Source organism: Pseudomonas sp. MWU12-3103b (assembly GCF_023100615.1).
GTDB classification, from domain to species: Bacteria; Pseudomonadota; Gammaproteobacteria; order Pseudomonadales; family Pseudomonadaceae; genus Aquipseudomonas; species Aquipseudomonas putida_A.
This window is the reverse complement of record NZ_JALMEY010000006.1, coordinates 157,785-181,519: the sequence shown is the minus strand read 5'-3', so window position 1 is coordinate 181,519 and position 23,735 is coordinate 157,785. Positions and strand designations below refer to the sequence as shown.

Genomic DNA, 23,735 nt, shown 5'->3' with positions numbered 1-23,735 from the left:
ACATGCAACTGATCCTTCTGGAAAAAATCGCCAACCTGGGCAACCTGGGCGACAAAGTAAACGTTAAGGCCGGTTACGGCCGTAACTACCTGCTGCCTTTCGGCAAAGCTACCGCTGCGACCGCTGCCAACCTGGCTGCGTTCGAAGAGCGTCGTGCCGAGCTGGAAAAAGCCGCCGCAGACCGTAAAGCATCGGCTGAAAGCCGTGCTGCCCAACTGGCCGAGCTGGAAGTGACCATCACTGCCACCGCTGGCGACGAAGGCAAGCTGTTCGGTTCGATCGGTACTCACGACATCGCTGACGCACTGACCGCTTCCGGCGTTGAAGTGCAGAAGAGCGAAGTTCGTCTGCCGAACGGCACCATCCGCAACGTGGGTGAATTCGACGTGGCTGTGCACCTGCACGCCGAAGTTGAAGCCACCGTACGCGTTGTCGTGGTAGCAGCTTAAGCAATACTTGTCGGCTGGCACCCTCGGGTGCTTGCCGGTAACATCGGGCACGATCCTGTTTACAGGTCGTGCCCTTTGTCTTTCTGGTACTCCCGTTTTCAAACCTGACTCCAAGTGGCCATGAACGAAATCACCGCTCCCGAGCAATACGATCTGCAAACCGCTGCCCTGAAGGTGCCGCCGCATTCCATCGAGGCCGAACAGGCCGTACTCGGTGGTCTGATGCTGGACAACAACGCCTGGGAACGCGTGCTCGATCAAGTCTCCGACGGCGATTTCTACCGACATGACCACCGTCTGATCTTCCGTGCGATCGCCAAACTGGCCGATCAGAACATGCCGATCGACGTCGTGACCTTGGCCGAGCAATTGGACAAGGAAGGTCAGACGTCTCAGGTCGGCGGCCTCGGTTACCTCGGCGAGCTGGCGAAAAACACGCCGTCCGTCGCCAACATCAAGGCCTATGCGCAGATCGTTCGCCAGCGGGCGACGTTGCGTCAGTTGATCGGTATCAGCACCGAAATTGCTGACGCCGCCTTCAACCCTGAAGGCCGTACAGCCGAAGAGATCCTCGACGAAGCCGAACGGCAGATCTTCCAGATCGCCGAGGCGCGGCCGAAGACCGGCGGCCCGGTGGGGGTCAACGAACTGTTGACCAAAGCCATCGACCGCATCGACACCCTGTTCAACACCGCCGACGCGATCACCGGCCTGTCCACCGGCTATACCGACCTCGACGAGAAGACCAGTGGCCTGCAGCCGTCCGACCTGATCATCGTCGCCGGCCGTCCGTCGATGGGTAAGACCACCTTCGCCATGAACCTGGTGGAAAACGCCGTACTGCGCAGCGACAAGGCGGTGCTGGTGTACTCCCTCGAGATGCCAGGCGAATCGCTGATCATGCGTATGCTCTCGTCCCTCGGTCGTATCGACCAGACCAAGGTGCGTTCCGGCCAACTGGAAGACGACGACTGGCCGCGCCTGACCTCGGCGGTCAACCTGCTCAACGATCGCAAGCTGTTCATCGATGACACCGCCGGCATCAGCCCATCGGAAATGCGCGCGCGGACCCGGCGTCTGGTGCGCGAGCACGGCGACGTCGGCCTGATCATGATCGACTACCTGCAGCTGATGCAGATTCCCGGCTCCAGCGGTGACAACCGGACCAACGAGATTTCCGAGATTTCGCGATCCCTGAAAGCCCTGGCCAAGGAATTCAACTGCCCGGTGGTGGCGCTGTCGCAGCTCAACCGTTCCCTGGAACAACGTCCCAACAAGCGCCCGGTAAACTCCGACTTGCGGGAATCCGGAGCGATCGAGCAGGACGCCGACGTCATCATGTTCGTGTACCGGGACGAGGTGTATCACCCGGAAACCGAACACAAGGGCATCGCCGAAATCATCATCGGCAAGCAGCGGAACGGCCCGATCGGCTTTATCCGCTTGGCCTTTATCGGTAAGTACACCCGCTTCGAAAACCTCGCGCCGGGCAGTTACAACTTCGACGACGACGAGTAAATGCTTCATCGTTTGAACTGACGCCTTCGCGAGCAAGCCCGCTCCCATACCTGGAATGCATTCAAATGTGGGAGCAACTGTCTTACTGCCACCGTTCGTCACCGCCACTCTGTGCCGTCTCGCAGCATGGCATTCAGTCTGATCAGCAGTATTCGCATACAGGCGATGAGCGCGACTTTCGCGCTCTTGCCCCGTTCTCTTAAGGATTCATAATGGGCCTTGAAGTCGGCCTGGCAACGGATAACGACCCAGCACGACATGTAAAGCGCACGTCTGACGCGCGCTCTCCCTCCGTAAATCTGACGTTTCCCGCTGTGATTTCCACTGTCGTCGTTGTAGGGGGCGATTCCCGCCAGTGCGGCGATCTCTCTGCGATCCAGCTCGCCGAGTTCGGGTAGATAAACCAACAAGCTGGCGGTCGCCACAGTGCCGATGCCTTTGACGGAGATAAGCCGATCGGCTTTTTCCGCATCCAGCTCACGCATGCTTTGATCGATGGCTTTGCCGAGCTGCTTGATCTGGGTTTGCAGGTAGCGAATATGGTCCTTGATCGCCTCTACAACCGCAGGCAACTGGGCCTGCTGGAGTCGACGCTTGTTGTCGTCGCGCTGCTGGACGAAGTGCTCGCGTAATTGAATCAACTCGCGCAGGGCTTCACGCTCAGGCGAGATGGGCTTTTCGCGAGACGCATGCAGGGCTTCGGCAAAATCGGCGAGAACCGCCGCGTCGATGGGATCGGTTTTGGCGTTCTTGCCCATTGCTACGGCAAAGGCTCTGGCCCGGCGAGGATTGATCCTCAACACGCTGAAACTTGCCTGCTGCAATGCCGCCATGACCTTGCGTTCATAGCCGCCTTTGGCTTCCAGCAACACGCGGCCAACCGTGTACTGACCTAAACGCGCGACCAGCACATCAAAGCCTTCAACGGTATTGGGAACTTCAAAGCCGTCTTTCTGTGGTTGAACCCAGACGACCAGATTGGATTTGGAGATATCGATGCCGACCCAGGAAATCATGGCAAAACCCTCTTACACTCAGAAGTGAGAGTGCTCTGGCTTTGCCCACGCTTGTGATTCGAGTGGCGCTCGTCCAACTGTTCGGGCTTAGGGGCCAGAGTAGAAAGGTGGATGGCAGCTTTGCTCCCACTCGTGCTTCAAGCACCGCGGACTCACAGCTTGCCATCCACCCCTCTCACCCCAGAGTTTATTCCCTTACTCAGACACAAGCGGGCTTGCTCGCGAATGGGCGTGGCGCAATTTCCGACCACAGTCGTCGGAATTGGTCAAAATTTGTGCTATATTCCGCGCCCGCGAAATTCAATGAAAGCCAACACCGGTTATCGACATGCAAGCAGCCAAGCCGTTATTTGACTATCCAAAGTACTGGGCCGAATGTTTCGGGCCAGCGCCATTCCTGCCGATGAGCAGGGAGGAGATGGATCAGCTCGGCTGGGATTCCTGCGACATCATCATCGTCACCGGTGATGCCTACGTCGATCACCCGTCGTTCGGCATGGCGATCATCGGCCGGCTGCTGGAGTCCCAGGGCTTCCGCGTCGGGATCATTGCCCAGCCGAACTGGCAGTCCAAAGACGACTTCATGAAGCTCGGCGAGCCGAACCTGTTCTTCGGCGTCGCGGCCGGCAACATGGACTCGATGATCAACCGCTACACCGCGGACAAGAAAATCCGTTCCGACGACGCCTACACCCCGGGTGGCATGGCGGGCAAACGTCCGGATCGCGCGAGCCTGGTCTACAGCCAGCGCTGCAAGGAAGCCTACAAACATGTGCCGATCGTCCTCGGCGGCATCGAAGCTTCCCTGCGCCGCATCGCCCACTACGACTACTGGCAGGATCGTGTACGCAACTCGATCCTGATCGACGCCAGCGCCGACATTCTGTTGTACGGCAACGCCGAGCGCGCCATCGTCGAAGTGGCCCAGCGTCTGTCCTACGGACACAAGATCGAAGATATCACCGACGTGCGCGGCACCGCGTTCATCCGTCGTGACACGCCGCAGGGCTGGTACGAAGTCGACTCCACGCGTATCGACCGTCCGGGCAAGGTCGACAAGATCATCAACCCGTACGTCAACACCCAGGACACCCAGGCTTGCGCCATCGAGCAAGAGAAGGGCCCGGTGGATGATCCCGAGGAAGCCAAGGTCGTACAGATCCTGGCCAGCCCGCGCATGACTCGCGACAAGACCGTGATCCGCCTGCCGTCGATGGAAAAGGTGCGTAACGACCCGGTCCTGTACGCCCACGCCAACCGCGTGCTGCACCTGGAAACCAACCCGGGTAACGCCCGCGCGCTGGTGCAGAAACATGGCGAGATCGACGTCTGGTTCAACCCGCCGCCGATTCCGATGACCACTGAAGAAATGGACTACGTGTTCGGCATGCCTTACGCACGGGTTCCGCACCCGGCGTACGGCAAGGAGAAGATTCCGGCCTACGACATGATCCGTTTCTCGGTGAACATCATGCGTGGCTGCTTCGGCGGCTGCACCTTCTGCTCGATCACCGAGCACGAAGGCCGGATCATCCAGAACCGTTCCGAAGAGTCGATCATTCGCGAAATCGAAGAGATCCGCGACAAGGTCCCGGGTTTCACCGGCGTCATCTCCGACCTCGGCGGCCCGACCGCGAACATGTACCGCATCGCCTGCAAGAGCCCGGAAATCGAATCCGCGTGCCGCAAGCCGTCCTGCGTGTTCCCGGGCATCTGCCCGAACCTGAACACCGACCACTCGTCGCTGATTCAGCTGTACCGCAGCGCCCGTGCCTTGCCGGGTGTGAAGAAGATCCTGATCGCCTCCGGCCTGCGTTACGACCTCGCGGTCGAGTCGCCGGAGTACGTCAAAGAGCTGGTGACCCACCACGTCGGTGGCTACCTGAAGATCGCCCCGGAACACACCGAGGAAGGTCCGCTCAACCAGATGATGAAACCGGGCATTGGCAGCTATGACAAGTTCAAGCGCATGTTCGAGAAGTACACCAAGGAAGCAGGCAAAGAGCAGTACCTGATCCCGTACTTCATCGCCGCGCACCCGGGCACCACCGACGAAGACATGATGAACCTGGCGCTGTGGCTCAAGGGCAACGGTTTCCGTGCCGACCAGGTGCAGGCGTTCTATCCGTCGCCGATGGCCACTGCGACCGCGATGTACCACTCGGGCAAGAACCCGCTGCGCAAGGTCACCTACAAAAGCGACGGCGTGACCATCGTCAAGAGCGAAGAGCAGCGCCGCCTGCACAAGGCGTTCTTGCGTTATCACGACCCGAAAGGCTGGCCGATGCTGCGTGAAGCGTTGATTCGCATGGGCCGTGGTGATCTGATCGGTCCGGGCAAGGATCAGTTGATTCCGCTGCACCAACCTGCCACCGACAGCTACCAGAGCGCCCGTCGCAAGAACTCGACGCCGGCCGGCAGCCACAAGGTCGCGAAAGAGAAGACCACCAAGATTCTCACCCAGCACAACGGCCTGCCGCCGCGTGCCAGCGACGGTGGCAATCCTTGGGACAAGCGTGAACAAGCCAAGGCTGCGGCATTCGCCCGCAACCAGCAGGCGGCCAAGGAGCGCAAGGAAGCGGCCAAGGGCAAGGGGCCGAAGCCGGCGCGCAAGCCCGTCGTTCCGCGCTAAGTCGCTTTTTGTTTCAACAGAACGTCAACCTTCGGGTTGGCGTTTTGCATTTCAGGGTTCAAGAAGTGTGCTGAAACGACTGGCCCTTTCGCGAGCAAGCCCGCTCCCACAGTTGGAATGCGGTCTCCTGTGGGAGCGGGCTTGCTCGCGAAGGCGTCATCTCAGGCACCGCATCTACCACTGCCGCCACATTTAGGCGCAACTTCCTCGAACCATTTCCCCGCATCGCCCGATTTTGGTGCTGTACTGCCCTGAGCATTCCGGGAAAGCGCCCAAGCCTCTGCATGGCATAAGTCTTGCGCGCTTTCGAATACGCTTAGGCTCGCAGGAGGCACGCCGTGTCGATTCATGTCGCATTGCATCACGTCACGCATTACCGCTACGACCGCGCTGTCGAACTCGGCCCGCAGATCGTACGCCTGCGTCCGGCCGCCCACAGCCGCACGCGGATTCTTTCGTATGCGCTGAAGGTCTCGCCCGAGCAGCATTTCATCAACTGGCAGCAAGACCCGCAGGGCAACTACCTCGCGCGTCTGGTGTTCCCCGAGAAAACCGACGAGCTTCGAATCGAAGTCGACCTGCTGGCCGAGATGGCGGTGTTCAACCCGTTCGACTTCTTCCTCGAACCCTACGCCGAGAAAATCCCCTTCACTTACTCGGCCGATGAGCGCAAAGAGCTGGCGCCGTACCTCGAAACCTTGCCGCTGACCCCGGCATTCAAAGCCTATCTGGACGGGATCGACCGTACGCCGCTGCCTGCTGTGGATTTCCTGGTGATGCTCAACCAGCGCCTCAGCGAAGACATCCGCTACCTGATCCGCATGGAACCGGGCGTGCAAACCCCGGAACACACCCTCGAACATGCGTCCGGCTCCTGCCGCGACTCGGCGTGGCTGCTGGTGCAACTGCTGCGCAACCTCGGGCTGGCCGCGCGGTTCGTCTCCGGTTATCTGATTCAACTGACCGCCGACGTGAAGAGCCTCGACGGTCCGTCCGGCACCGAGGTGGATTTCACCGACCTGCACGCGTGGTGCGAGGTGTACTTGCCGGGGGCCGGCTGGATCGGTCTGGATGCTACGTCCGGATTGTTCGCCGGCGAAGGGCATATCCCGCTGGCCTGCAGCCCCGATCCATCCTCAGCCGCGCCGATCAGTGGTCTGGTCGAGCCGTGCGAATGCCAGTTCAGCCACGAAATGTCGGTGGAGCGCATCTGGGAAGCGCCACGGGTGACCAAGCCCTATACCGATGAGCAGTGGCTGGCGATTCAGGCGCTTGGCCGGCAGATCGATGCCGACTTGCTGGAAGGCGATGTGCGCCTGACCATGGGCGGCGAGCCGACCTTCGTCTCCATCGACGACCCGGACGGCGCCGAGTGGAACACCGCCGCGCTAGGCCCGGACAAGCGCCTACTGTCCGCCGAACTGTTCCAGCGCATGCGCCAGCACTATGCGCCGAAAGGTCTGGTGCATTTCGGTCAGGGCAAGTGGTACCCCGGCGAGCAATTGCCGCGCTGGTCGCTTAACTGCTATTGGCGCCGCGACGGCGTGCCAATCTGGCACAACAGCGCGCTGATCGCCGATGAGCAGCAAGACTACGGCGCCAATGGCGAGCTGGCGGGGCGTTTTCTGGCGAGTGTTGCCGAACGCCTGAAACTGCCGGCACGTTTCGTGTTTCCAGCCTATGAAGACAATTTTTATTACCTCTGGCGTGAGGGCGCATTGCCGAGCAACGTCAGCGCTGAAGACTCGCGTCTTGAAGAACCGCTGGAGCGTGCGCGTCTGCGCAAGGTTTTCGCGCAGGGCCTGGATAAAGTGATCGGCCAGGTGCTGCCGCTGGCCCGCACCGCCAAGGGTGATCAATGGCAGAGCGGGCGCTGGTATCTGCGCGACGAGCATTGCCGGCTGGTGCCGGGGGATTCGCCGCTGGGTTATCGCTTGCCACTCGGTTCGCAGCCGTGGGTGAAGGCCGCCGAGTATCCGTTCATTCATCCCAACGATCCGAATCAGGACTTCCCCGCGCTGCCGGACACTAGTCAGCTCAACAGCCATGCCGAATCCGCCGCGGCCGACGAGCGTGCGCCGAAAGTCGACGAGTCCGCCGACTGGCTGACCCGCACCGCCTTCTGCGCCGAAGCGCGCGAAGGGCGTCTGTATCTATTCATGCCGCCGCTGGAGCGGGTCGAAGACTATCTGGAACTGGTGGCGGCCATCGAAGCCACCGCCGAAGAGCTGCATTGTCCGGTGCTGCTGGAAGGTTACGAGCCGCCGAGCGATCCGCGCCTGAGCAACTTCCGCATCACCCCGGATCCGGGCGTGATCGAGGTCAACGTGCAGCCGTCCGCGACTTGGGACGAACTGGTCGAACGCACCGAGTTTCTCTATGAACAGGCGCGGCAGACCCGCCTGACCACCGAGAAATTCATGATCGACGGGCGCCATACCGGCACCGGCGGCGGCAACCATTTCGTCCTCGGTGGCGCGACCCCGGCAGACTCACCATTCCTGCGCCGCCCGGATCTGCTACGCAGCCTGATCAGCTACTGGCACAACCATCCGTCACTGTCCTACCTGTTTTCCGGTCTGTTCATCGGCCCGACCTCGCAGGCGCCGCGGGTCGATGAAGCGCGCAATGACGCCTTGTACGAACTGGAAATCGCCTTCGCGCAGATGCCTGAACCGGGCGAAGCGTGCGCGCCGTGGCTGGTGGATCGACTGCTGCGCAATTTGCTGATCGACGTCACCGGCAACACTCACCGCGCCGAGTTCTGCATCGACAAACTGTATTCGCCGGATGGCGCTACCGGGCGTCTGGGCCTGCTGGAGCTGCGCGCCTTCGAAATGCCGCCGCATGCGCGGATGAGCCTGGCTCAGCAGTTGCTGCTGCGGGCGCTGGTTGCGCGATTCTGGCGCGAGCCCTATGCGCCGCCGAAACTGGCGCGCTGGGGCACCGAGCTGCACGACCGCTTCATGCTGCCGCACTTTATCGAGCAGGATTTCGCCGACGTCATCGTCGAACTGAACAACGCCGGTTATCCATTGCGCGCCGAGTGGTTCGCTGCGCATCTGGAGTTCCGTTTTTCCAAGGTCGGCGATTACGCGGTCAGCGGCATCGAGATGGAACTGCGCCAGGCGCTGGAACCTTGGCATGTGCTGGGCGAGGAGGGTACGGCGGGCGGCACGGTGCGTTATGTCGATTCGTCGCTGGAGCGTTTGCAGATCAAGCTCAGCGGCTTGCCGCCGCAGCGCTATCTGCTGACCTGCAACGGCATTCCGCTGCCGCTGCAACCGACCGGGCGCATCGGTGAGTTCGTCGCCGGCGTGCGCTTTCGGGCCTGGCAACCGGCCAACTGCCTGCAACCGACCATCCCGGTGCACGCGCCGCTGGTGTTCGACCTGCTCGACACCTGGATGCAGCGTTCGCTGGGCGGTTGCCAGTACCACGTGGCGCACCCGGGCGGGCGCAATTACGAGACGTTACCGGTCAATGCCAACGAAGCTGAGAGCCGGCGCATGGCGCGGTTTTTCCGCATCGGACACACGCCGGGGAAACTTCCGATACCGAACCTGACAATCTCCGACGAGTTGCCGATGACGCTCGATTTGCGACGTTTCTAAGTCCTGCACGACATGCGGATTTTTCGTATATCCGCACGTCATGTGCCTGCGTTAGTCTGACCGTTCCCTGCTGTCTGCCGAGCTTTCCATGCCTGACCTGCTAGACCGCTACCCGCTGACCGCGGGCACTTATCACGAACTGCTGAATGACAGCGGGGAAGTGCGCCCGCACTGGCGGCGGCTGTTCGATCAATTGCAGCGCAGTACCCCGGCGCAACTGGTGCAGCGGCAGGCGTTGCTGGCCCGGCAAATTCAGGAAAACGGCGTGACCTACAACGTCTATGCCGATCCCAAGGGCGCTGACCGCCCGTGGGAGCTGGATCTGCTGCCGCACGTGATCGCTGCTGATGAGTGGCAGCAACTGTCAGCGGGGATTGCCCAGCGTGCACGCTTGCTCAATGCGGTACTGGCCGATCTGTATGGGCCACAGCGGCTGATCAGCGAAGGGCTGTTGCCGGCGGAGCTGGTGTTCGGCCACAACAATTTTCTCTGGCCCTGTCAGGGTATCGCGCCACCGGAAGATGCCTTTCTGCATCTGTACGCCGTGGATCTGGCGCGCACGCCGGACGGGCGCTGGTGGGTCACGGCGGATCGTACTCAGGCGCCGTCGGGCGCGGGGTATGCGCTGGAAAATCGCACCATTGTGTCGCGCGCCTTTCCCGAGTTGTACCGCGATCTGAAAGTGCAGCACCTGGCCGGCTTCTTCCGCACCCTGCAGGAAACCCTCGCGCGTCAGGCGCCGTGTGCCGATGACGCGCCGCTGGTGGTGTTGCTCACGCCAGGGCGCTTCAACGAAAGTTACTTCGAACACCTTTATCTGGCACGCCAGCTCGGTTATCCGCTGGTGGAGGGCGGCGACCTCACCGTGCGCGATGCCACGGTGTACCTGAAAACCCTCAGTGGTCTGCGCCGGGTGCATGCAATCATGCGCCGGCTCGACGATGACTTCTGCGACCCGCTGGAGCTGCGCACCGACTCGGCACTCGGGGTGCCTGGCTTGCTGGAAGCGGTGCGTCAGGGCCGGGTGCTGGTGGCCAACGCCTTGGGCAGCGGCGTGCTGGAGTCGCCCGGGCTGCTCGGATTTCTGCCGAAAATCAATCAATACCTGTTCGGCGAAGAACTGCTGTTGCCGTCCATCGCTACATGGTGGTGCGGCGAGGCGCCGGTGCTGGCGCAGGCGTTGGAAAAGCTTCCCGAGCTGCTGATCAAACCGGCATTCCCCTCGCAAAGCTTCGCCCCGGTATTCGGCCGCGATCTGAGTGAACAACAGCGCCAGGCACTCGCCGAGCGCATGCAGTCGCGGCCATACGCGTATGTCGCGCAAGAGTTGGCGCAGCTGTCCCAGGCGCCGATCTGGCAGGCCGAAGACGGCCAACTGCAACCGCGAGCGATCGGCATGCGCGTGTACGCGGTGGCCAGTGGTGACGGCTATCGCGTATTGCCCGGTGGGCTGACCCGGGTCGCCGCCGAGGCCGATGCCGAAGTGGTGTCGATGCAGCGCGGTGGGGCGAGCAAGGACACCTGGGTGTTGGGCGAGCGTGCGCCGAGTGGCGAACAATGGAAAACCCAGCGCAACGTCGGCGTACACGATCTGGTGCGCCGCGATCCTTATCTGCCCTCGCGGGTGGTGGAAAACCTGTTCTGGTTCGGCCGCTACTGCGAGCGTTGCGACGACAGTGCGCGACTGCTGCGGATCATGCTCGCGCGGTATGTCGATGGCGATGATCCGCAAGCGTTGCAGGCCGCTGTGGAGCTGGGTGAGCGTCTGATGTTGCTGCCGGAGGAGGGCGAGTTGCCGGAGCGGCTGCTGGCGGCGCTGCTCGGCGAGGACTGGTCGTTCAGCCTGCGCTCCAACCTGCAGCGCTTGCAGTGGGCGGCCTCGCAGGTGCGCGGCAAGCTTTCACGGGAAAACTGGCAGGCGTTGGTCGAGTTGCAGCGCGAGGCGCTGGAACTGGACACCGAAGAGCCGGACTTCGGCGAGTTGCTGGATTTCCTCAACCGGCTGGTGATGTCGCTGGCGGCGCTCTCGGGATTCGCGCTCGACGACATGACGCGCGATGAAGGCTGGCGCTTCCTGATGATCGGCCGGCGCATCGAACGGTTGCAGTTTCTCAGCAGCAGTCTGGCGGCGTTTCTGCGCGGCGTCGGGGCGTTCGATCAGGCGGGGCTGGAATGGCTGCTAGAGCTGGGCAACAGCAGCATCACCTACCGTTCGCGGTATCTGGCGGTGGCGCAGTTGATTCCGGTGCTCGACCTGTTGCTGCTGGATGAGCAGAACCCGCACGCGGTGTTGTTCCAGTTGAAACTGGTGACCCGCACGCTCAAGCGATTGAATGACGATTTCGGTGTGCCTCGCGAGGCCGGATTGCCGCAATTGGTCGAGCGTCTGGCGCGGTTCGATCTGGGCTGTCTGGAGAACCCGCTGTTCGGGGAGAACAGCGTGCGTGCCGCGCTCGATGGTCTGGCGGATCTGCTGCAAGAGATTGCCGAGGCCAGCGGTCAGGTGTCCGATCGTCTGGCGCTGCGCCACTTTGCCCATGTCGATGATGTCAGCCAGCGCACGGTGTCCGTCTGATGAGCGCGAGTTACCAGATTTTCCACGACACCTGTTACCACTACGACAGCCCGGTGTCGCTGGCGCAGCAACTCGCGCACCTGTGGCCGCGTGAGTGCACGTGGCAACGCTGCACCGAGCAGCAATTGCTGATCAGCCCGGACCCGACCACGCGGCGGGATGAACTGGATGTGTTCGGCAATCCGCTGACCCGGCTGGCCTTTGAGCGCCCGCATGACGAGTTGCAGGTCAACGCCCGGCTCACGGTTGAGGTGCTGGCGCGGCCACTGGCGGATTTCAGTCTGTCCCCGGCGTGGGAGCAGACGCGCAACGCGCTGACCTACAGCAGTCAGCCGTTGTCCGCCGAAATGCTGGAGGCTTGTCGCTATCGGTTTCAATCACCCTACGTGCATTTGAAACGCAGCTTCGTCGAGTTTTCCGAAAGCTGTTTTCCTCCAGGCAGGCCCTTGTTGCTGGGCGTGCAGGCCTTGATGCAGAAAATTTTCAGCGAATTCACCTTCGATGCCGAGGCCACGCAAGTGGCGACGCCGCTGGTCGAGGTGCTGGAGCGCCGGCGTGGCGTGTGTCAGGACTTCGCGCATCTGATGCTCGCTTGCGTGCGCTCGCGAGGGCTGGCAGCGCGCTACATCAGTGGTTATCTGCTGACCCAGCCGCCGCCGGGACAGCCACGGCTGATCGGCGCCGACGCGTCGCATGCCTGGGTGTCGGTGTTCTGTCCGGTATTGGGCTGGGTGGATTTCGATCCGACCAACAACGTGCAGCCGGCGCTGGAGCACATCACCCTGGCGTGGGGTCGGGACTTTTCCGATGTGTCGCCGTTGCGGGGGGTGATTCTGGGGGGCGGTTCGCATGATCCGGAAGTGCGGGTCACGGTGATGCCATTGGAATAACACAGCACCCCATGTGGGAGCGGGCTTGCTCGCGAAGGCGGTGTGTCAGTTACATCAATGTTGAAGGTGAAGACGCCTTCGCGAGCAAGCCCGCTCCCACAGGAAGCCGTATCGTGTTCGGAAAACGGGGAGGGTGTGGGGGCCAGGGGCTGAGCCGCCAGCCCCGTCACAAATCTGCAGGGTCTGACTCGATCATCAAACCCGGTGGGGCTCAGGCGTCAGGCGCTTGGTCTTTCGGTGCATCAACATCAACATCGTCATCAGTCGCCACTTCACCGTCAGGGTTCAGTGCCGCTTCTTCAGCCTGTTGTTTCTTGCGCTGAAGCTTTTCCTCTTTCTTCTTTTCCTTTTCCAGGTCTCGTTGACGTTTGGCGAAGGAGTAATTGGGTTTGGCCATGGGCGATCCTCTGGGGTCGAAGGTGAGGTTGAGCGGCGCGTATTCTGCCCTGTATCGGTGCCCGGCGGTTAGCCGGGTTTTTGGTCGACCCACTTGGGCGTGACGGTCGGCTTCCAGTTATCCAGGGCATCGAGCAGCGTTTGTGCTGATTCGCTCACTTGCAGCATGTCACGGTGTGGGGCGCGAACGAAGCCTTCGCCGACGATATGGTCAAGAAAAGCGGTGAGTTTGCTGTAAAAACCGTTCACCTCAAGCAGCCCCAGCGGTTTGCCGTGGTAGCCGAGCTGGCCCCAGGTCCAGACTTCGAACAGCTCTTCCAGCGTGCCGAGACCGCCGGGTAACGCGATGAACGCATCGCTCAGTTCAGCCATGCGGGCCTTGCGCGCGTGCATGCCATCGACGACTTCGAGACGGGTCAGGCTTTTGTGGCCGATCTCCTTGTCCATCAGGCTTTGCGGAATGATCCCGATCACTTCGCCGCCGGCGGCCAGCGCGGCGTCCGCCACCAGGCCCATCAGGCCCACGGCACCACCGCCGTAAACCAGCGTCAGCTGGCGCTCGGCGAGAGCCCGGCCAAGGGCTTGGGCGGCTTCGGTGTAAGCCGGATCAGTGCCGGCGTTGGCACCGCAAAATACACAAACGGATTTGAGAGACATGCCTTCCTCCTGGGTCAATCCGTCACAGGGTAATGGCTGGCAAGCCTTGATCCAAGGACTAAGCTTCGCGTTCTGGCGATTCAAAGGTACCGCTGGCGCCACAGGCGTAGGCGGCGAGCAAACTGCACAACAGACCGTTAAAGAACATGATCGGTACTCCGTTTCAGTAGATGCGCCGATCATAGGCCCGGCCTTGGATTCTGGCCGGTAGATTGTTTCGATGAGTGTCATAGCCTGAAAGTTGTATACAGTTTTTGACTCAAGTCATAGGAACTTGCGAAGATTTCAGGCAGTCTTTCCACCATTAGTGTTTTTGTTAACCCTGCCTTGGAGATTCACCATGTTTTCCAAAGTTGTTGCGGTATCCCTGCTGGCGCTGGCCAGCAGCCAATTGATGGCTGCCGAGTGCAAAACCACCGTTGATTCCACCGACCAGATGTCCTTCAACACCAAGGAGATCGTGATCGACAAGAGCTGCAAGACCTTCACCGTCGAACTGACTCACTCCGGCAGCCTGCCGAAGAACGTCATGGGCCATAACCTGGTGGTCAGCAAAACCGCTGACATGCAGCCGATCGCCACCGACGGCCTGGCCGCTGGCATCGACAAGAACTACCTGAAAGACGGCGACGAGCGCGTTATCGCTCACACCAAGATCATCGGCGCCGGCGAGAAAGATACGCTGACCATCGACGTATCGAAGCTGACCGCTGGCACTGACTACGGCTTCTTCTGCTCCTTCCCGGGCCACATCTCGATGATGAAAGGCACCATTGCTGTGAAGTAAGCAGGTTCACCGCGTTATCGTTCTTCGCGAGCAGGCTCGCTCCCACAGGGTTTGTGTCGGTCACACATTTTGTGAACAACCGGGACACTGTGGGAGCGGGCTTGCTCGCGAAGAGGCCATCAGCATCGACAGGTGAACTGGCCAAAGAAAAGCCCGCTGAGGATCGCTCCTCAGCGGGCTTTTTCATTCGGTCGCCGATCAAGGCGCGAACGGCATGACCCGCTTGTGATGGGTCTTGTTGTAGGTGCTGACGATGATGTCGAACGCTTCCTGACGCACGGGCTCGCCGTGCAGGAAGGCGTCGATCTCGGCGTAGGTTACGCCGTGGGAGGCTTCGTCCGGTTTGCCCGGCGACAGGTCTTCCAGATCCGCGGTCGGCACTTTTTCCACCAGCGATTCCGGTGCGCCAAAGCTGCGGGCAATCGCCCGGACCTGGTTTTTCACCAGACCGCTGAGCGGGGCCAGGTCGCAGGCGCCGTCACCAAACTTGGTGAAGAAGCCCATCACCGCTTCCGCCGCGTGGTCGGTGCCGATCACCAGGCCGTGCGCCGCGCCGGCGATGGTGTACTGGGCGACCATGCGCATCCGCGCCTTGGTGTTGCCGAGCACGAAATCCACCGACACCGCATGTTTGCCTTCGAACGCCGCCACTTCCTTGGCCAGTGATTTGACCGCCGGACCGATGTTCACCGTGTGGCGTTCGTCCGGAGCGATGAAGTCCACCGACGCCTGGGCGTCGTGCTCGTCGAACTGGGTTTCGTACGGCAGGCGCACGGCAATGAACTTGTAGGCGTCGTCGCCGGTGCGCTCGCGCAGTTCACGCATGGCGCGCTGGGCCAGCAGGCCGGCGGTCAGCGAGTCGACGCCGCCGCTGATGCCCAGCACCAGGGTCTTGAGGCCGGAATTGACCAGGCAATCCTGGATAAAGGTGATGCGCCGGGCGACTTCCGCTTCGAGGGCCTGATGCCCGGCGAATGGCGGTTGCACCTTGAGCTGTTCAGCAATCTCACGCTGTACGGCTTGCATGAATTCACTCCTTGCTAGATAGACTGGAATCGGCAGGAACCTGGAACACATGTCGCAAATAGGCGACGAAATTCGGGTCTTTGCAGTGGGTCTTGCCGGGCTCGTCGGAGATCTTCGCCACCGGCTGGCCGTTGCAGGCGGTCATTTTAAGCACGATGCTCATCGGTTCGACACCCGGAATGTCACAGGTCAGGTTGGTGCCGATGCCAAAGCTGACGTTGATCCGCCCGTGCAGCGCGCGGAAGATCTCCAGCGACTTGGGCAGGGTCAGGCTGTCGGAGAACACCAGGGTCTTGCTCATCGGGTCGATGCCGAGCTTGTGGTAGTGGGCGATGCACTTTTCACCCCACTGCACCGGATCCCCGGAATCGTGGCGCAGACCGTCGAAGAGCTTGGCGAAGAACAGGTCGAAATCGCCGAGGAAGGCGTCGGTGGTGATGCAATCGGTGAGAGCAATCCCCAGCAGGCCACGGTATTCGCGCACCCAGCAGTCGAGCGCGGCGATCTGGCTGTCGATCAAGCGTGGGCCGAGTTGCTGGTGGGCCATGATCCATTCATGGGCCATGGTGCCCAGCGGCTTCATATCCAGTTCCCGTGACAGGTGCACGTTGCTGGTGCCGACGAAGCGCCCGGGGAAATCGTGCTTGAGCACGTTGACCACTTCTTCCTGCACGCGGTACGAAAAGCGCCGGCGGGTGCCGAAGTCGGCGACCTGCAATTGCGCCAGTTCGTCAGCCGAGGCGTTGGCGCTGAGCCAGTCGAACTTGCGATACAGCTGTTCCCGCGCCTGCACCAGTTCGATTTCCCGGTAGCGATAGCGGTTGCGCACTTCGCTGACGATCGCCAGCAGCGGCACTTCGTAGAGGATCACATGCAGCCACGGGCCGCGCAGACGGATGAACAACTCGCCGTTCTCGATGCCGGTGTGCAGGTAGCGCAGGTTGAAGCGGAACAGTCCGAGAAAGCGCAGGAAATCCGGTTTCAGGAAGGTGATGCGCTCGAGAAAGCTCAACTGGTCGGCACTCAGGCTCAGCTCGGCCAGGCGCTCGATCTGGTAGCGAATCTCGGCCAGATACGGCCGCAGATCCTCGCTGTTACGGCAACGAAACTCCCATTCGACTTCGACGTTGGGGTAGTTGTGCAGCACCGCCTGCATCATCGTCAGTTTGTAAAAGTCGGTGTCGAGCAGGTTCTGCACGATGCGATCGGCAAACACACTCTCGCTCATAAACGGGGTCTCCAGGTGCACCGCGCGGTTGCGCGGGATCAATCAATGACGCTAGTGGCGCATATCAGCGGTGGGGATTGCCAGCATTTTTTAAGAGCGTCGAGATCACCTGTGGGAGCGGGCTTGCTCGCGAATGCGGTGGGTCAGTCAATTCAAATGTGACTGATGCACCGCATTCGCGAGCAAGCCCGCTCCCACAGGGTTGTTGAAAACTCTATATCGGCGTCAGGTCCGGGCTATCAATCTGCTCCAGCATCCACTTCACAAAATCGCGCACCTTCGGCACTTCCGCCGCATGCTCCGGGTAGGCCAGGTAATAGGCGTCGGAACTGGGCATTGCATGCTGCCAGGGAATGACCAGTTTGCCGTCGGCCAATTCCTCTTCCACCAGAAACCGTGGCAGCAGCGCCACGCCGCAGCCGACCTGGGCAGCGCGGATGCACATATAAAAGGTTTCGAAACGCGGCCCGTGATAGCTGTGCTCGGTGTGGTAACCCTGACTGTCGAACCAGTCGTGCCAGGCCTGTGGACGCGAGGCATTTTGCAGCAGCACCAGATCGGTCAGTTGCGTCGGGTCGGTGAAGGGCTGATCCGGCAGGCTGCCGGGCGCACAGACCGGTACCAGCTCTTCGCCGAACAGCTTCAGGCATTCGGTGCCGGGCCGTGAGCCTTGGCCGAAATAGAACGCCAGATCGCTGCGCCCCTGTAGCAAATCGTCGGCCTCCTGCTCGTTGCACAAGTCGAGATGGATCGACGGATGGCGCAGACGCCAGCCCTTCAGACGCGGTACCAGCCAGCGCGCGCCGAAGGTCGAAGGGGTAGAAACGCGCAGGACTTCGGTCTCGCCGCCGTAGGAACGCAGGTAATGCGTGGACATTTCCACCTGGGTGAGGATTTTTCGGACTTCCACCAGGTACAAATCCCCGGCCGGGGTCATCTGCAAGCGACGACGCACCCGACGGAACAACAAGTGCTGCAACAATTCCTCAAGCTGCGCCACTTGCTTGCTGACAGCGCTCTGGGTCAGGTTCAGCTCTTCGGCGGCCCGGGTAAAGCTCAGGTGCCGGGTCACGGCCTCGAAGCACTGCAACGCGGTGATCGATGGCAGGTGGCGTTTATTCAGCATGGGTGATCCCTTTTTCTTGTCTTTCTCTGCGCAGCATGAATAAACGGAATGATATCTCGCGTAAAGGTCGTTTGTTGCCTTGCCCTCGGGAAGCTACAACTAAAGGCCTGCCCGGTCGTTTGCATTCGGCCGCACACATTCTGTTTTTCGCTTGAGGAGTGACCCATGGTTGCCGCATTGCTTGATCGTCTTGGTGTGAACCCGGCCCTGTATCAGAACGGCAAAGTGCCGGTGCATTCGCCCATCGACGGCAGCCGCATCGCCGCCGTGAACTGGGAAGGCCCGGCCGAAGTCGAGCAGCACATCAGTCGTGCAGATCATGCTTTCGAGCTGTGGCGCAAGGTGCCGGCCCCGCGTCGCGGCGAACTGGTGCGTCAGTTCGGCGAAGTGCTGCGTGAGTACAAGGCTGACCTCGGCGAACTGGTGTCGTGGGAGGCGGGCAAGATCACTCAGGAAGGCCTCGGTGAAGTGCAGGAGATGATCGACATCTGCGACTTCGCCGTCGGCCTGTCGCGTCAGTTGTACGGTTTGACCATCGCCTCCGAGCGCCCGGGCCACCACATGCGTGAAACCTGGCATCCGCTGGGCGTGGTCGGCGTGATCAGCGCGTTCAACTTCCCCGTCGCGGTGTGGGCGTGGAACACCACGTTGGCGCTGGTCTGCGGCAACCCGGTGGTGTGGAAGCCGTCGGAGAAAACCCCGCTGACCGCACTGGCCTGCCAGGCACTGTTCGATCGCGTGGTGAAGAATTTCACCGATGCGCCGGCGCACCTGTGCCAAGTGATCATCGGTGGTCGCGATGCTGGCGAAGCGCTGGTGGATGACCCGCGTGTCGCGCTGATCAGCGCCACTGGCAGCACCCGCATGGGCCGCGAAGTGGCGCCGAAAGTCGCCGCACGTTTTGCTCGCAGCATTCTCGAACTGGGCGGCAACAATGCGATGATCCTCGGCCCGAGCGCCGATCTGGACATGGCTGTACGCGCCATTCTGTTCAGTGCGGTCGGCACCGCCGGGCAGCGTTGCACCACCCTGCGTCGGCTGATTGCCCATGAATCGGTGAAGGAAGAAATCGTCACCCGCCTCAAAGCCGCGTACGCCAAAGTGCGCATCGGTCATCCGCTGGAAGGCAATCTGGTCGGCCCGCTGATCGACAAACACAGCTTCGAAAACATGCAGGACGCGCTGGAGCAGGCGCTGAGCGAGGGCGGCCGGGTGTTCGGCGGCAAGCGTCAGCTCGAAGAGCAGTTCCCCAACGCCTACTACGTGTCGCCGGCGATCGTCGAAATGCCGGAGCAGAGCGACGTGGTCTGCAGCGAAACCTTTGCGCCGATTCTCTACGTGGTCGGCTACAGCGACTTCCAGGAAGCGCTGCGCCTGAACAACGCGGTGCCGCAGGGCCTGTCGTCGTGCATCTTCACTACCGATGTGCGCGAGGCCGAGCAGTTCATGTCGGCGGTCGGCAGCGACTGCGGCATCGCCAACGTCAACATCGGCCCGAGCGGCGCGGAAATCGGCGGCGCGTTTGGTGGCGAGAAGGAGACCGGCGGCGGTCGTGAGTCGGGCTCCGACGCCTGGCGCGCCTACATGCGCCGCCAGACCAACACCGTGAACTACTCGCTGGAGTTGCCGCTGGCGCAGGGCATTACCTTCGACTGAGTTTGGAATGAAGCAGATCCTGGGAGCGGGCTTTTGTGGTGAGGGGATTTATCCCCGATGGGCTGCGCAGCGGCCCCAAAACATGCAATCGCGGAGTTTCAGATACACCGCATGCACTGGTTTTACGGTTGCTATGCAACCGATCGGGGATAAATCCCCTCGCCACAGGGCTTTATCCCACAGGATCAGCAGTGTGTTTGGCAGGTTTCTGTTGGAGTCTGGCAATGCCGTTACGCGAAGAATGTCTGTGGGAAAAACTCACGCCGCAGCGCCCGGATAACACCGCGCTCAAGAGTGAGGTCAAAGTCGATGTCTGCGTGATCGGCGCCGGGTTTACCGGGTTGTCGGCGGCGCTGCATCTGTTGGAAAAAGGCAAAAGCGTCTGCGTGCTCGAAGCGCATCGTGCCGGGCATGGCGGCTCCGGACGCAATGTCGGGCTGGTCAACGCCGGCATGTGGATCCCGCCGGATGAGATCGAGGCCGGATTCGGCGAAGCGGTCGGCAGTCAGCTCAACCGCATGCTCGGGGCGGCGCCGGCGCTGGTGTTCAGCCTTGTGGATAAATACAACATCGATTGCCAGTTGCGCCGCGAAGGCACCCTGCACATGGCGCACAACGCCAAGGGCGAGGCGGATCTGCGCAGTCGCGAGCAACAATGGAAGCGCCGCGGGGCGCCGGTCGAGCTGCTCACCGGCAAGGCCTGCGAGCAAGCCACCGGTACGCAGAAGATCGCCGCCGCACTGCTCGACCGCCGCGCCGGTACGCTCAACCCGATGGCCTATGTCACCGGCCTGGCCAACGCGGTGAAGGGCCTGGGCGGGCAGATGTTCGATCACTCGCCAGTGACCCGTCTCGAACGCGTGGGCCAGCTATGGTCGGTGCAGACCGAGCTAGGTTCGGTACTCGCCGAGCAAGTGGTGATCGCCTCCAACGCCTACACCGAGGGCGACTGGACCGAACTCAAGCGCAACTTCTTCCCCGGTTACTACTATCAGGTCGCTTCGGTGCCGCTGACCGAAGACGCCGCCCATGACATCCTCCCCGGCGGTCAGGGCTCGTGGGACACGCGCCAAGTGTTGAGCAGCATCCGTCGCGACAAGGACGGCCGGTTGTTGCTCGGCAGTCTGGGCAACGGCAATCAGAAGCCGACGTGGTTCCTCAAGGCCTGGGCCGACCGGGTGCAGCAACACTACTTCCCAAACCTGAAACCGGTGGAATGGGAATGCACCTGGACCGGGCGCATCGCCTTCACCCCCGATCACCTGATGCGCCTGTTCGAACCGGCGCCGGGACTGGTGGCCGTCACCGGTTACAACGGTCGTGGCGTGACCACCGGCACTGTGGTCGGCAAAGCCTTCGCCGACTACCTGTGTGACGGAAATCCTCAAGCCCTGCCGATCCCCTTCGCACCGATGCAGCCCCTGGCCGGCGTCGGCCTGCGCAGTTGCCTGTACGAGGCCGGCTTCTCGCTGTATCACGCGGGCCAGTGCCTGCGCATCGTCATTTGAGTGTTGAAATATGTTGCCGGAAGCGGCGCTTTTCGGCGTAGCGACTAGCCTCTAATGGTGCGGGTTGTAGCAGTCCCGCACCAGCAGTGTGCAGTTCGGTGACGCGAGCTGTTACAGGCTGGTTGCACGTCGTTTGGTGCCGCGGTTGCAATGATGGCGCAAGCGGGTTGCGCCTCAGATTTAAAAAGGTTTCACCTTCCGCGGTTTAGACGGTTGCACGCCCAATGAAAATGGGAACGAAACAGTCGAAATAACAAGAAAGCAGCGACTTTTTGAAGAATAAAAAACCGATGGCACGGCGCTTGCTCAGAGCATTCAGTGAAGTGAAGTCGCAGTGCCAACTAAAAAAAACCTTGGAGCACCACCTCATGTCCCAGACGTTTTACAAGAAAGGCTTTCTGGCCCTCGCAGTAGCTACTGCGTTGGGTGTTTCTGCGTTTGCTCAAGCTGATGTGAAAATCGGTGTAGCGGGTCCGATGACTGGCGCCAACGCGGCATTTGGCGAGCAGTACATGAAGGGTGCACAGGCAGCGGCGGACGCAGTCAACGCGGCAGGCGGCGTCAACGGCGAGAAAATCGTACTGGTCAAGGGCGATGACGCCTGCGAACCGAAACAGGCAGTGACAGTCGCCAAGGATCTGGTCAACCAGAAGGTAGCCGGCGTGGTCGGTCACTTCTGCTCCTCTTCCACCATCCCCGCCTCGGAAATCTACGACGAAGCCGGCGTTATCGCGATCACCCCGGGTTCCACCAACCCGCAAGTGACCGAGCGCGGCCTGAGCGCCATGTTCCGTATGTGCGGGCGTGACGACCAGCAAGGCATCGTCGCGGGCGACTACATCGTCGACGTGCTCAAGGGCAAGAAAGTTGCCGTGCTGCACGACAAGGACACCTACGGTCAGGGCCTGGCCGATGCGACCAAGGCTCAACTGGAAAAACGTGGCGTGAAGCCGGTGCTGTATGAAGGCCTGACCCGTGGCGAGAAAGACTTCAGCGCTGTGGTCACCAAGATTCGTGCAGCCGGTGCCGACGTGGTCTACTTCGGCGGCCTGCACCCGGAAGCCGGCCCGCTGGTCAAGCAACTGCGTACCGAAGGCCTGAAAGACGTCAAGTTCATGTCTGATGACGGCATCGTCACCGACGAACTGGTGACCACCGCCGGTGGCCCGCAATACGTTGACGGCGTGCTGATGACCTTCGGCGCCGACCCTCGCCTGCTGCCAGACAGCAAGACGGTAGTGGACGCGTTCCGCAAGGCCGGCACCGAGCCTGAAGGTTACACCCTGTACGCCTACGCGTCGGTTCAGACCCTGGCGGCCGCCTTCAACGGCGCCAAGTCCAACAGTGGCGAAAAAGCCGCCGAGTGGCTCAAGGCCAACCCGGTGAAAACCGTCATGGGCGAGAAAGCCTGGGACAAGAAGGGCGACCTGAAAGTCTCTGACTACGTGGTTTACCAGTGGGACAAGGACGGCAAATACCATCAGCTGGAAAAACAGAAGTAAGGGCTGACGCGATCATCCGAACACCATGAACCCCTGTGGGAGCGGGCTTGCTCGCGAATGCGGGATGTCAGTCGCCATCAACGGTAGCTGATACACCGCTTTCGCGAGCAAGCCCGCTCCCACAGGAGGCGATGGTGTTCCGGGGGAACGTGTCTGCATTGCTCCGACGTAAATCTGTATTTTTCCTAGAAGAGCCGCCCGCTCCGGTGGGCAGGTTCTCATTGCGTGAGATTGCGTTATGGATGGTATTTTCCTGCAGCAACTGGTCAATGGCCTGACCCTCGGGTCGGTCTATGGCCTGATCGCCATCGGCTACACAATGGTCTACGGCATCATCGGCATGATCAACTTCGCCCACGGCGAGGTTTACATGATTTCCGCGTACCTCGCGGCAATCAGTCTGGCTCTGCTGGCTTACTTCGGTATCGAATCCTTCCCGCTGTTGATGCTTGGCACGCTGGTTTTCACTATCGTCGTCACCGGCGTCTATGGCTGGGTAATCGAACGCGTCGCCTACAAACCTCTGCGCAACTCCACCCGACTGGCACCGCTGATCAGCGCCATCGGTATCTCGCTGATCCTGCAAAACTATGCCCAGATCAGCCAGGGCGCCCGTCAACAGGGTGTTCCGACGCTGCTCACCGGTGCCTGGCGCATCGACGTCGGCAGCGGTTTCGTCCAACTGACCTACACCAAGATCTTCATTCTGGTCGCCGCATTTGTCGGCATGGGCCTGCTGACCTACGTGATCAAGTACACCAAGCTCGGCCGCATGTGCCGCGCCACCCAGCAAGACCGCAAGATGGCTTCGATCCTCGGAATCAACACCGACCGGGTGATTTCCTACGTGTTCATCATCGGTGCAGCGATGGCGGCGCTGGCCGGCGTGCTGATCACCATGAACTACGGCACGTTCGACTTCTACGCAGGCTTCGTCATCGGCATCAAGGCGTTCACCGCCGCCGTGCTGGGCGGGATCGGCTCACTGCCCGGCGCGATGCTCGGCGGGATCATTCTCGGCATTTCCGAGTCGCTGTTCTCGGGCCTGGTCAACTCCGACTACAAAGACGTGTTCAGCTTCTCGCTGCTCGTACTTGTTCTGGTCTTCCGGCCTCAGGGCCTGTTGGGCCGTCCTCTTGTGTCGAAGGTGTAAGC

17 protein-coding genes are annotated in these 23,735 nt (G+C 61.3%); 11 read left to right on the top strand and 6 right to left on the bottom strand.

The genetic code is table 11. From position 1 onward, the window contains the following. The first annotated feature begins 2 nt into the window (after positions 1-2). Together rplI and dnaB are read left to right on the top strand one after the other, a co-directional pair. Positions 3-449 carry a 50S ribosomal protein L9 gene (gene rplI, locus M0808_RS12365; RefSeq protein ID WP_003221136.1) on the top strand — a complete coding sequence of 149 codons (447 nt, stop codon included), beginning with the start codon at positions 3-5 and terminating at the stop codon, positions 447-449. 120 nt (positions 450-569) lie between these two features. Then, positions 570-1,967 (top strand): replicative DNA helicase, encoded by a 1,398-nt coding sequence (gene dnaB, locus M0808_RS12360; RefSeq protein ID WP_047600693.1) that lies wholly within the window; start codon positions 570-572, stop codon positions 1,965-1,967. 98 nt (positions 1,968-2,065) lie between these two features. On the opposite strand, the gene M0808_RS12355 is transcribed toward dnaB, so the two are convergent. Beyond that, positions 2,066-2,983 (bottom strand): IS110 family transposase, encoded by a 918-nt coding sequence (locus M0808_RS12355; protein ID WP_247841276.1) that lies wholly within the window; start codon positions 2,981-2,983, stop codon positions 2,066-2,068. A 328-nt stretch (positions 2,984-3,311) separates the two neighbouring features. Here M0808_RS12355 and M0808_RS12350 point away from each other — a divergent pair, with 328 nt between their 5' ends. The 4 genes from M0808_RS12350 to M0808_RS12335 all read left to right on the top strand — a co-directional run bounded on the left by M0808_RS12350 (position 3,312) and on the right by M0808_RS12335 (position 12,694). Beyond that, a complete protein-coding gene (locus M0808_RS12350) occupies positions 3,312-5,615 on the top strand; it encodes a YgiQ family radical SAM protein (RefSeq protein ID WP_007967456.1) in 2,304 nt (767 codons plus the stop codon). Positions 5,616-5,953: 338 nt separating this feature from the next. After that, a complete protein-coding gene (locus M0808_RS12345; protein ID WP_247841274.1) occupies positions 5,954-9,229 on the top strand; it encodes a transglutaminase family protein in 3,276 nt (1,091 codons plus the stop codon). Between the two features lie 88 nt (positions 9,230-9,317). Next, the gene (locus M0808_RS12340) at positions 9,318-11,804 is read left to right on the top strand and encodes a circularly permuted type 2 ATP-grasp protein (protein ID WP_247841272.1); all 2,487 of its coding nucleotides are present in this window, start codon (positions 9,318-9,320) and stop codon (positions 11,802-11,804) included. Then, complete coding sequence (locus M0808_RS12335) at positions 11,804-12,694, top strand: transglutaminase family protein (protein WP_115985411.1); 891 nt, start codon at positions 11,804-11,806, stop codon at positions 12,692-12,694. Before M0808_RS12340 ends, M0808_RS12335 begins: the two co-directional genes overlap by 1 nt. 211 nt (positions 12,695-12,905) lie before the next feature. Here M0808_RS12335 and M0808_RS12330 read toward each other — a convergent pair whose 3' ends face one another. Together M0808_RS12330 and M0808_RS12325 are read right to left on the bottom strand one after the other, a co-directional pair. Beyond that, entirely contained in the window at positions 12,906-13,091 is a 186-nt protein-coding gene (locus M0808_RS12330) for a hypothetical protein (protein ID WP_007967464.1), read from the bottom strand. 68 nt (positions 13,092-13,159) lie between these two features. Continuing rightward, positions 13,160-13,747, bottom strand: coding sequence for a TIGR00730 family Rossman fold protein (locus tag M0808_RS12325; protein ID WP_003221147.1), 588 nt, complete (start codon positions 13,745-13,747; stop codon positions 13,160-13,162). A 340-nt stretch (positions 13,748-14,087) separates the two neighbouring features. Here M0808_RS12325 and azu point away from each other — a divergent pair, with 340 nt between their 5' ends. Continuing rightward, on the top strand, positions 14,088-14,534 hold the full coding sequence (gene azu, locus M0808_RS12320) for an azurin (protein ID WP_098966950.1): 447 nt from the start codon (positions 14,088-14,090) through the stop codon (positions 14,532-14,534). Positions 14,535-14,732: 198 nt separating this feature from the next. On the opposite strand, the gene nadE is transcribed toward azu, so the two are convergent. The 3 genes from nadE to M0808_RS12305 form a co-directional block, all read right to left on the bottom strand. Beyond that, the gene (gene nadE / locus M0808_RS12315; RefSeq protein ID WP_098966951.1) at positions 14,733-15,560 is read right to left on the bottom strand and encodes an ammonia-dependent NAD(+) synthetase; all 828 of its coding nucleotides are present in this window, start codon (positions 15,558-15,560) and stop codon (positions 14,733-14,735) included. A gap of 4 nt (positions 15,561-15,564) precedes the next feature. Next, positions 15,565-16,788, bottom strand: coding sequence for a nicotinate phosphoribosyltransferase (gene pncB, locus M0808_RS12310; RefSeq protein WP_003221154.1), 1,224 nt, complete (start codon positions 16,786-16,788; stop codon positions 15,565-15,567). Positions 16,789-17,002: 214 nt separating this feature from the next. Further along, positions 17,003-17,914 carry a LysR family transcriptional regulator gene (locus M0808_RS12305; protein WP_098966954.1) on the bottom strand — a complete coding sequence of 304 codons (912 nt, stop codon included), beginning with the start codon at positions 17,912-17,914 and terminating at the stop codon, positions 17,003-17,005. A gap of 165 nt (positions 17,915-18,079) precedes the next feature. Between M0808_RS12305 and M0808_RS12300 the strand changes: the two genes are divergently transcribed. The 4 genes from M0808_RS12300 (at position 18,080) to M0808_RS12285 (ending at position 23,733) form a co-directional block, all read left to right on the top strand. Continuing rightward, positions 18,080-19,570, top strand: a complete 1,491-nt coding sequence (locus tag M0808_RS12300) for an aldehyde dehydrogenase family protein (RefSeq protein WP_247841270.1) — start codon at positions 18,080-18,082, stop codon at positions 19,568-19,570. A 224-nt stretch (positions 19,571-19,794) separates the two neighbouring features. Beyond that, positions 19,795-21,078, top strand: coding sequence for an FAD-binding oxidoreductase (locus M0808_RS12295; protein ID WP_115988328.1), 1,284 nt, complete (start codon positions 19,795-19,797; stop codon positions 21,076-21,078). A gap of 368 nt (positions 21,079-21,446) precedes the next feature. Further along, positions 21,447-22,580, top strand: coding sequence for an ABC transporter substrate-binding protein (locus tag M0808_RS12290; RefSeq protein ID WP_027613531.1), 1,134 nt, complete (start codon positions 21,447-21,449; stop codon positions 22,578-22,580). 238 nt (positions 22,581-22,818) lie between these two features. Next, entirely contained in the window at positions 22,819-23,733 is a 915-nt protein-coding gene (locus M0808_RS12285) for a branched-chain amino acid ABC transporter permease (RefSeq protein ID WP_027613532.1), read from the top strand. Positions 23,734-23,735: the final 2 nt, after the last annotated feature.

Bases quoted from the DNA above. Each gene is read 5' to 3' on its own strand.
- rplI (WP_003221136.1), top strand. From the start codon at position 3: ATGCAACTGATCCTTCTGGAAAAAATCGCCAACCTGGGCAACCTGGGC.
- dnaB (WP_047600693.1), top strand. From the start codon at position 570: ATGAACGAAATCACCGCTCCCGAGCAATACGATCTGCAAACCGCTGCC.
- M0808_RS12355 (WP_247841276.1), bottom strand. From the start codon at position 2,983: ATGATTTCCTGGGTCGGCATCGATATCTCCAAATCCAATCTGGTCGTC.
- M0808_RS12350 (WP_007967456.1), top strand. From the start codon at position 3,312: ATGCAAGCAGCCAAGCCGTTATTTGACTATCCAAAGTACTGGGCCGAA.
- M0808_RS12340 (WP_247841272.1), top strand. From the start codon at position 9,318: ATGCCTGACCTGCTAGACCGCTACCCGCTGACCGCGGGCACTTATCAC.
- M0808_RS12335 (WP_115985411.1), top strand. From the start codon at position 11,804: ATGAGCGCGAGTTACCAGATTTTCCACGACACCTGTTACCACTACGAC.
- M0808_RS12330 (WP_007967464.1), bottom strand. From the start codon at position 13,091: ATGGCCAAACCCAATTACTCCTTCGCCAAACGTCAACGAGACCTGGAA.
- M0808_RS12325 (WP_003221147.1), bottom strand. From the start codon at position 13,747: ATGTCTCTCAAATCCGTTTGTGTATTTTGCGGTGCCAACGCCGGCACT.
- azu (WP_098966950.1), top strand. From the start codon at position 14,088: ATGTTTTCCAAAGTTGTTGCGGTATCCCTGCTGGCGCTGGCCAGCAGC.
- nadE (WP_098966951.1), bottom strand. From the start codon at position 15,560: ATGCAAGCCGTACAGCGTGAGATTGCTGAACAGCTCAAGGTGCAACCG.
- pncB (WP_003221154.1), bottom strand. From the start codon at position 16,788: ATGAGCGAGAGTGTGTTTGCCGATCGCATCGTGCAGAACCTGCTCGAC.
- M0808_RS12305 (WP_098966954.1), bottom strand. From the start codon at position 17,914: ATGCTGAATAAACGCCACCTGCCATCGATCACCGCGTTGCAGTGCTTC.
- M0808_RS12300 (WP_247841270.1), top strand. From the start codon at position 18,080: ATGGTTGCCGCATTGCTTGATCGTCTTGGTGTGAACCCGGCCCTGTAT.
- M0808_RS12295 (WP_115988328.1), top strand. From the start codon at position 19,795: ATGCCGTTACGCGAAGAATGTCTGTGGGAAAAACTCACGCCGCAGCGC.
- M0808_RS12290 (WP_027613531.1), top strand. From the start codon at position 21,447: ATGTCCCAGACGTTTTACAAGAAAGGCTTTCTGGCCCTCGCAGTAGCT.
- M0808_RS12285 (WP_027613532.1), top strand. From the start codon at position 22,819: ATGGATGGTATTTTCCTGCAGCAACTGGTCAATGGCCTGACCCTCGGG.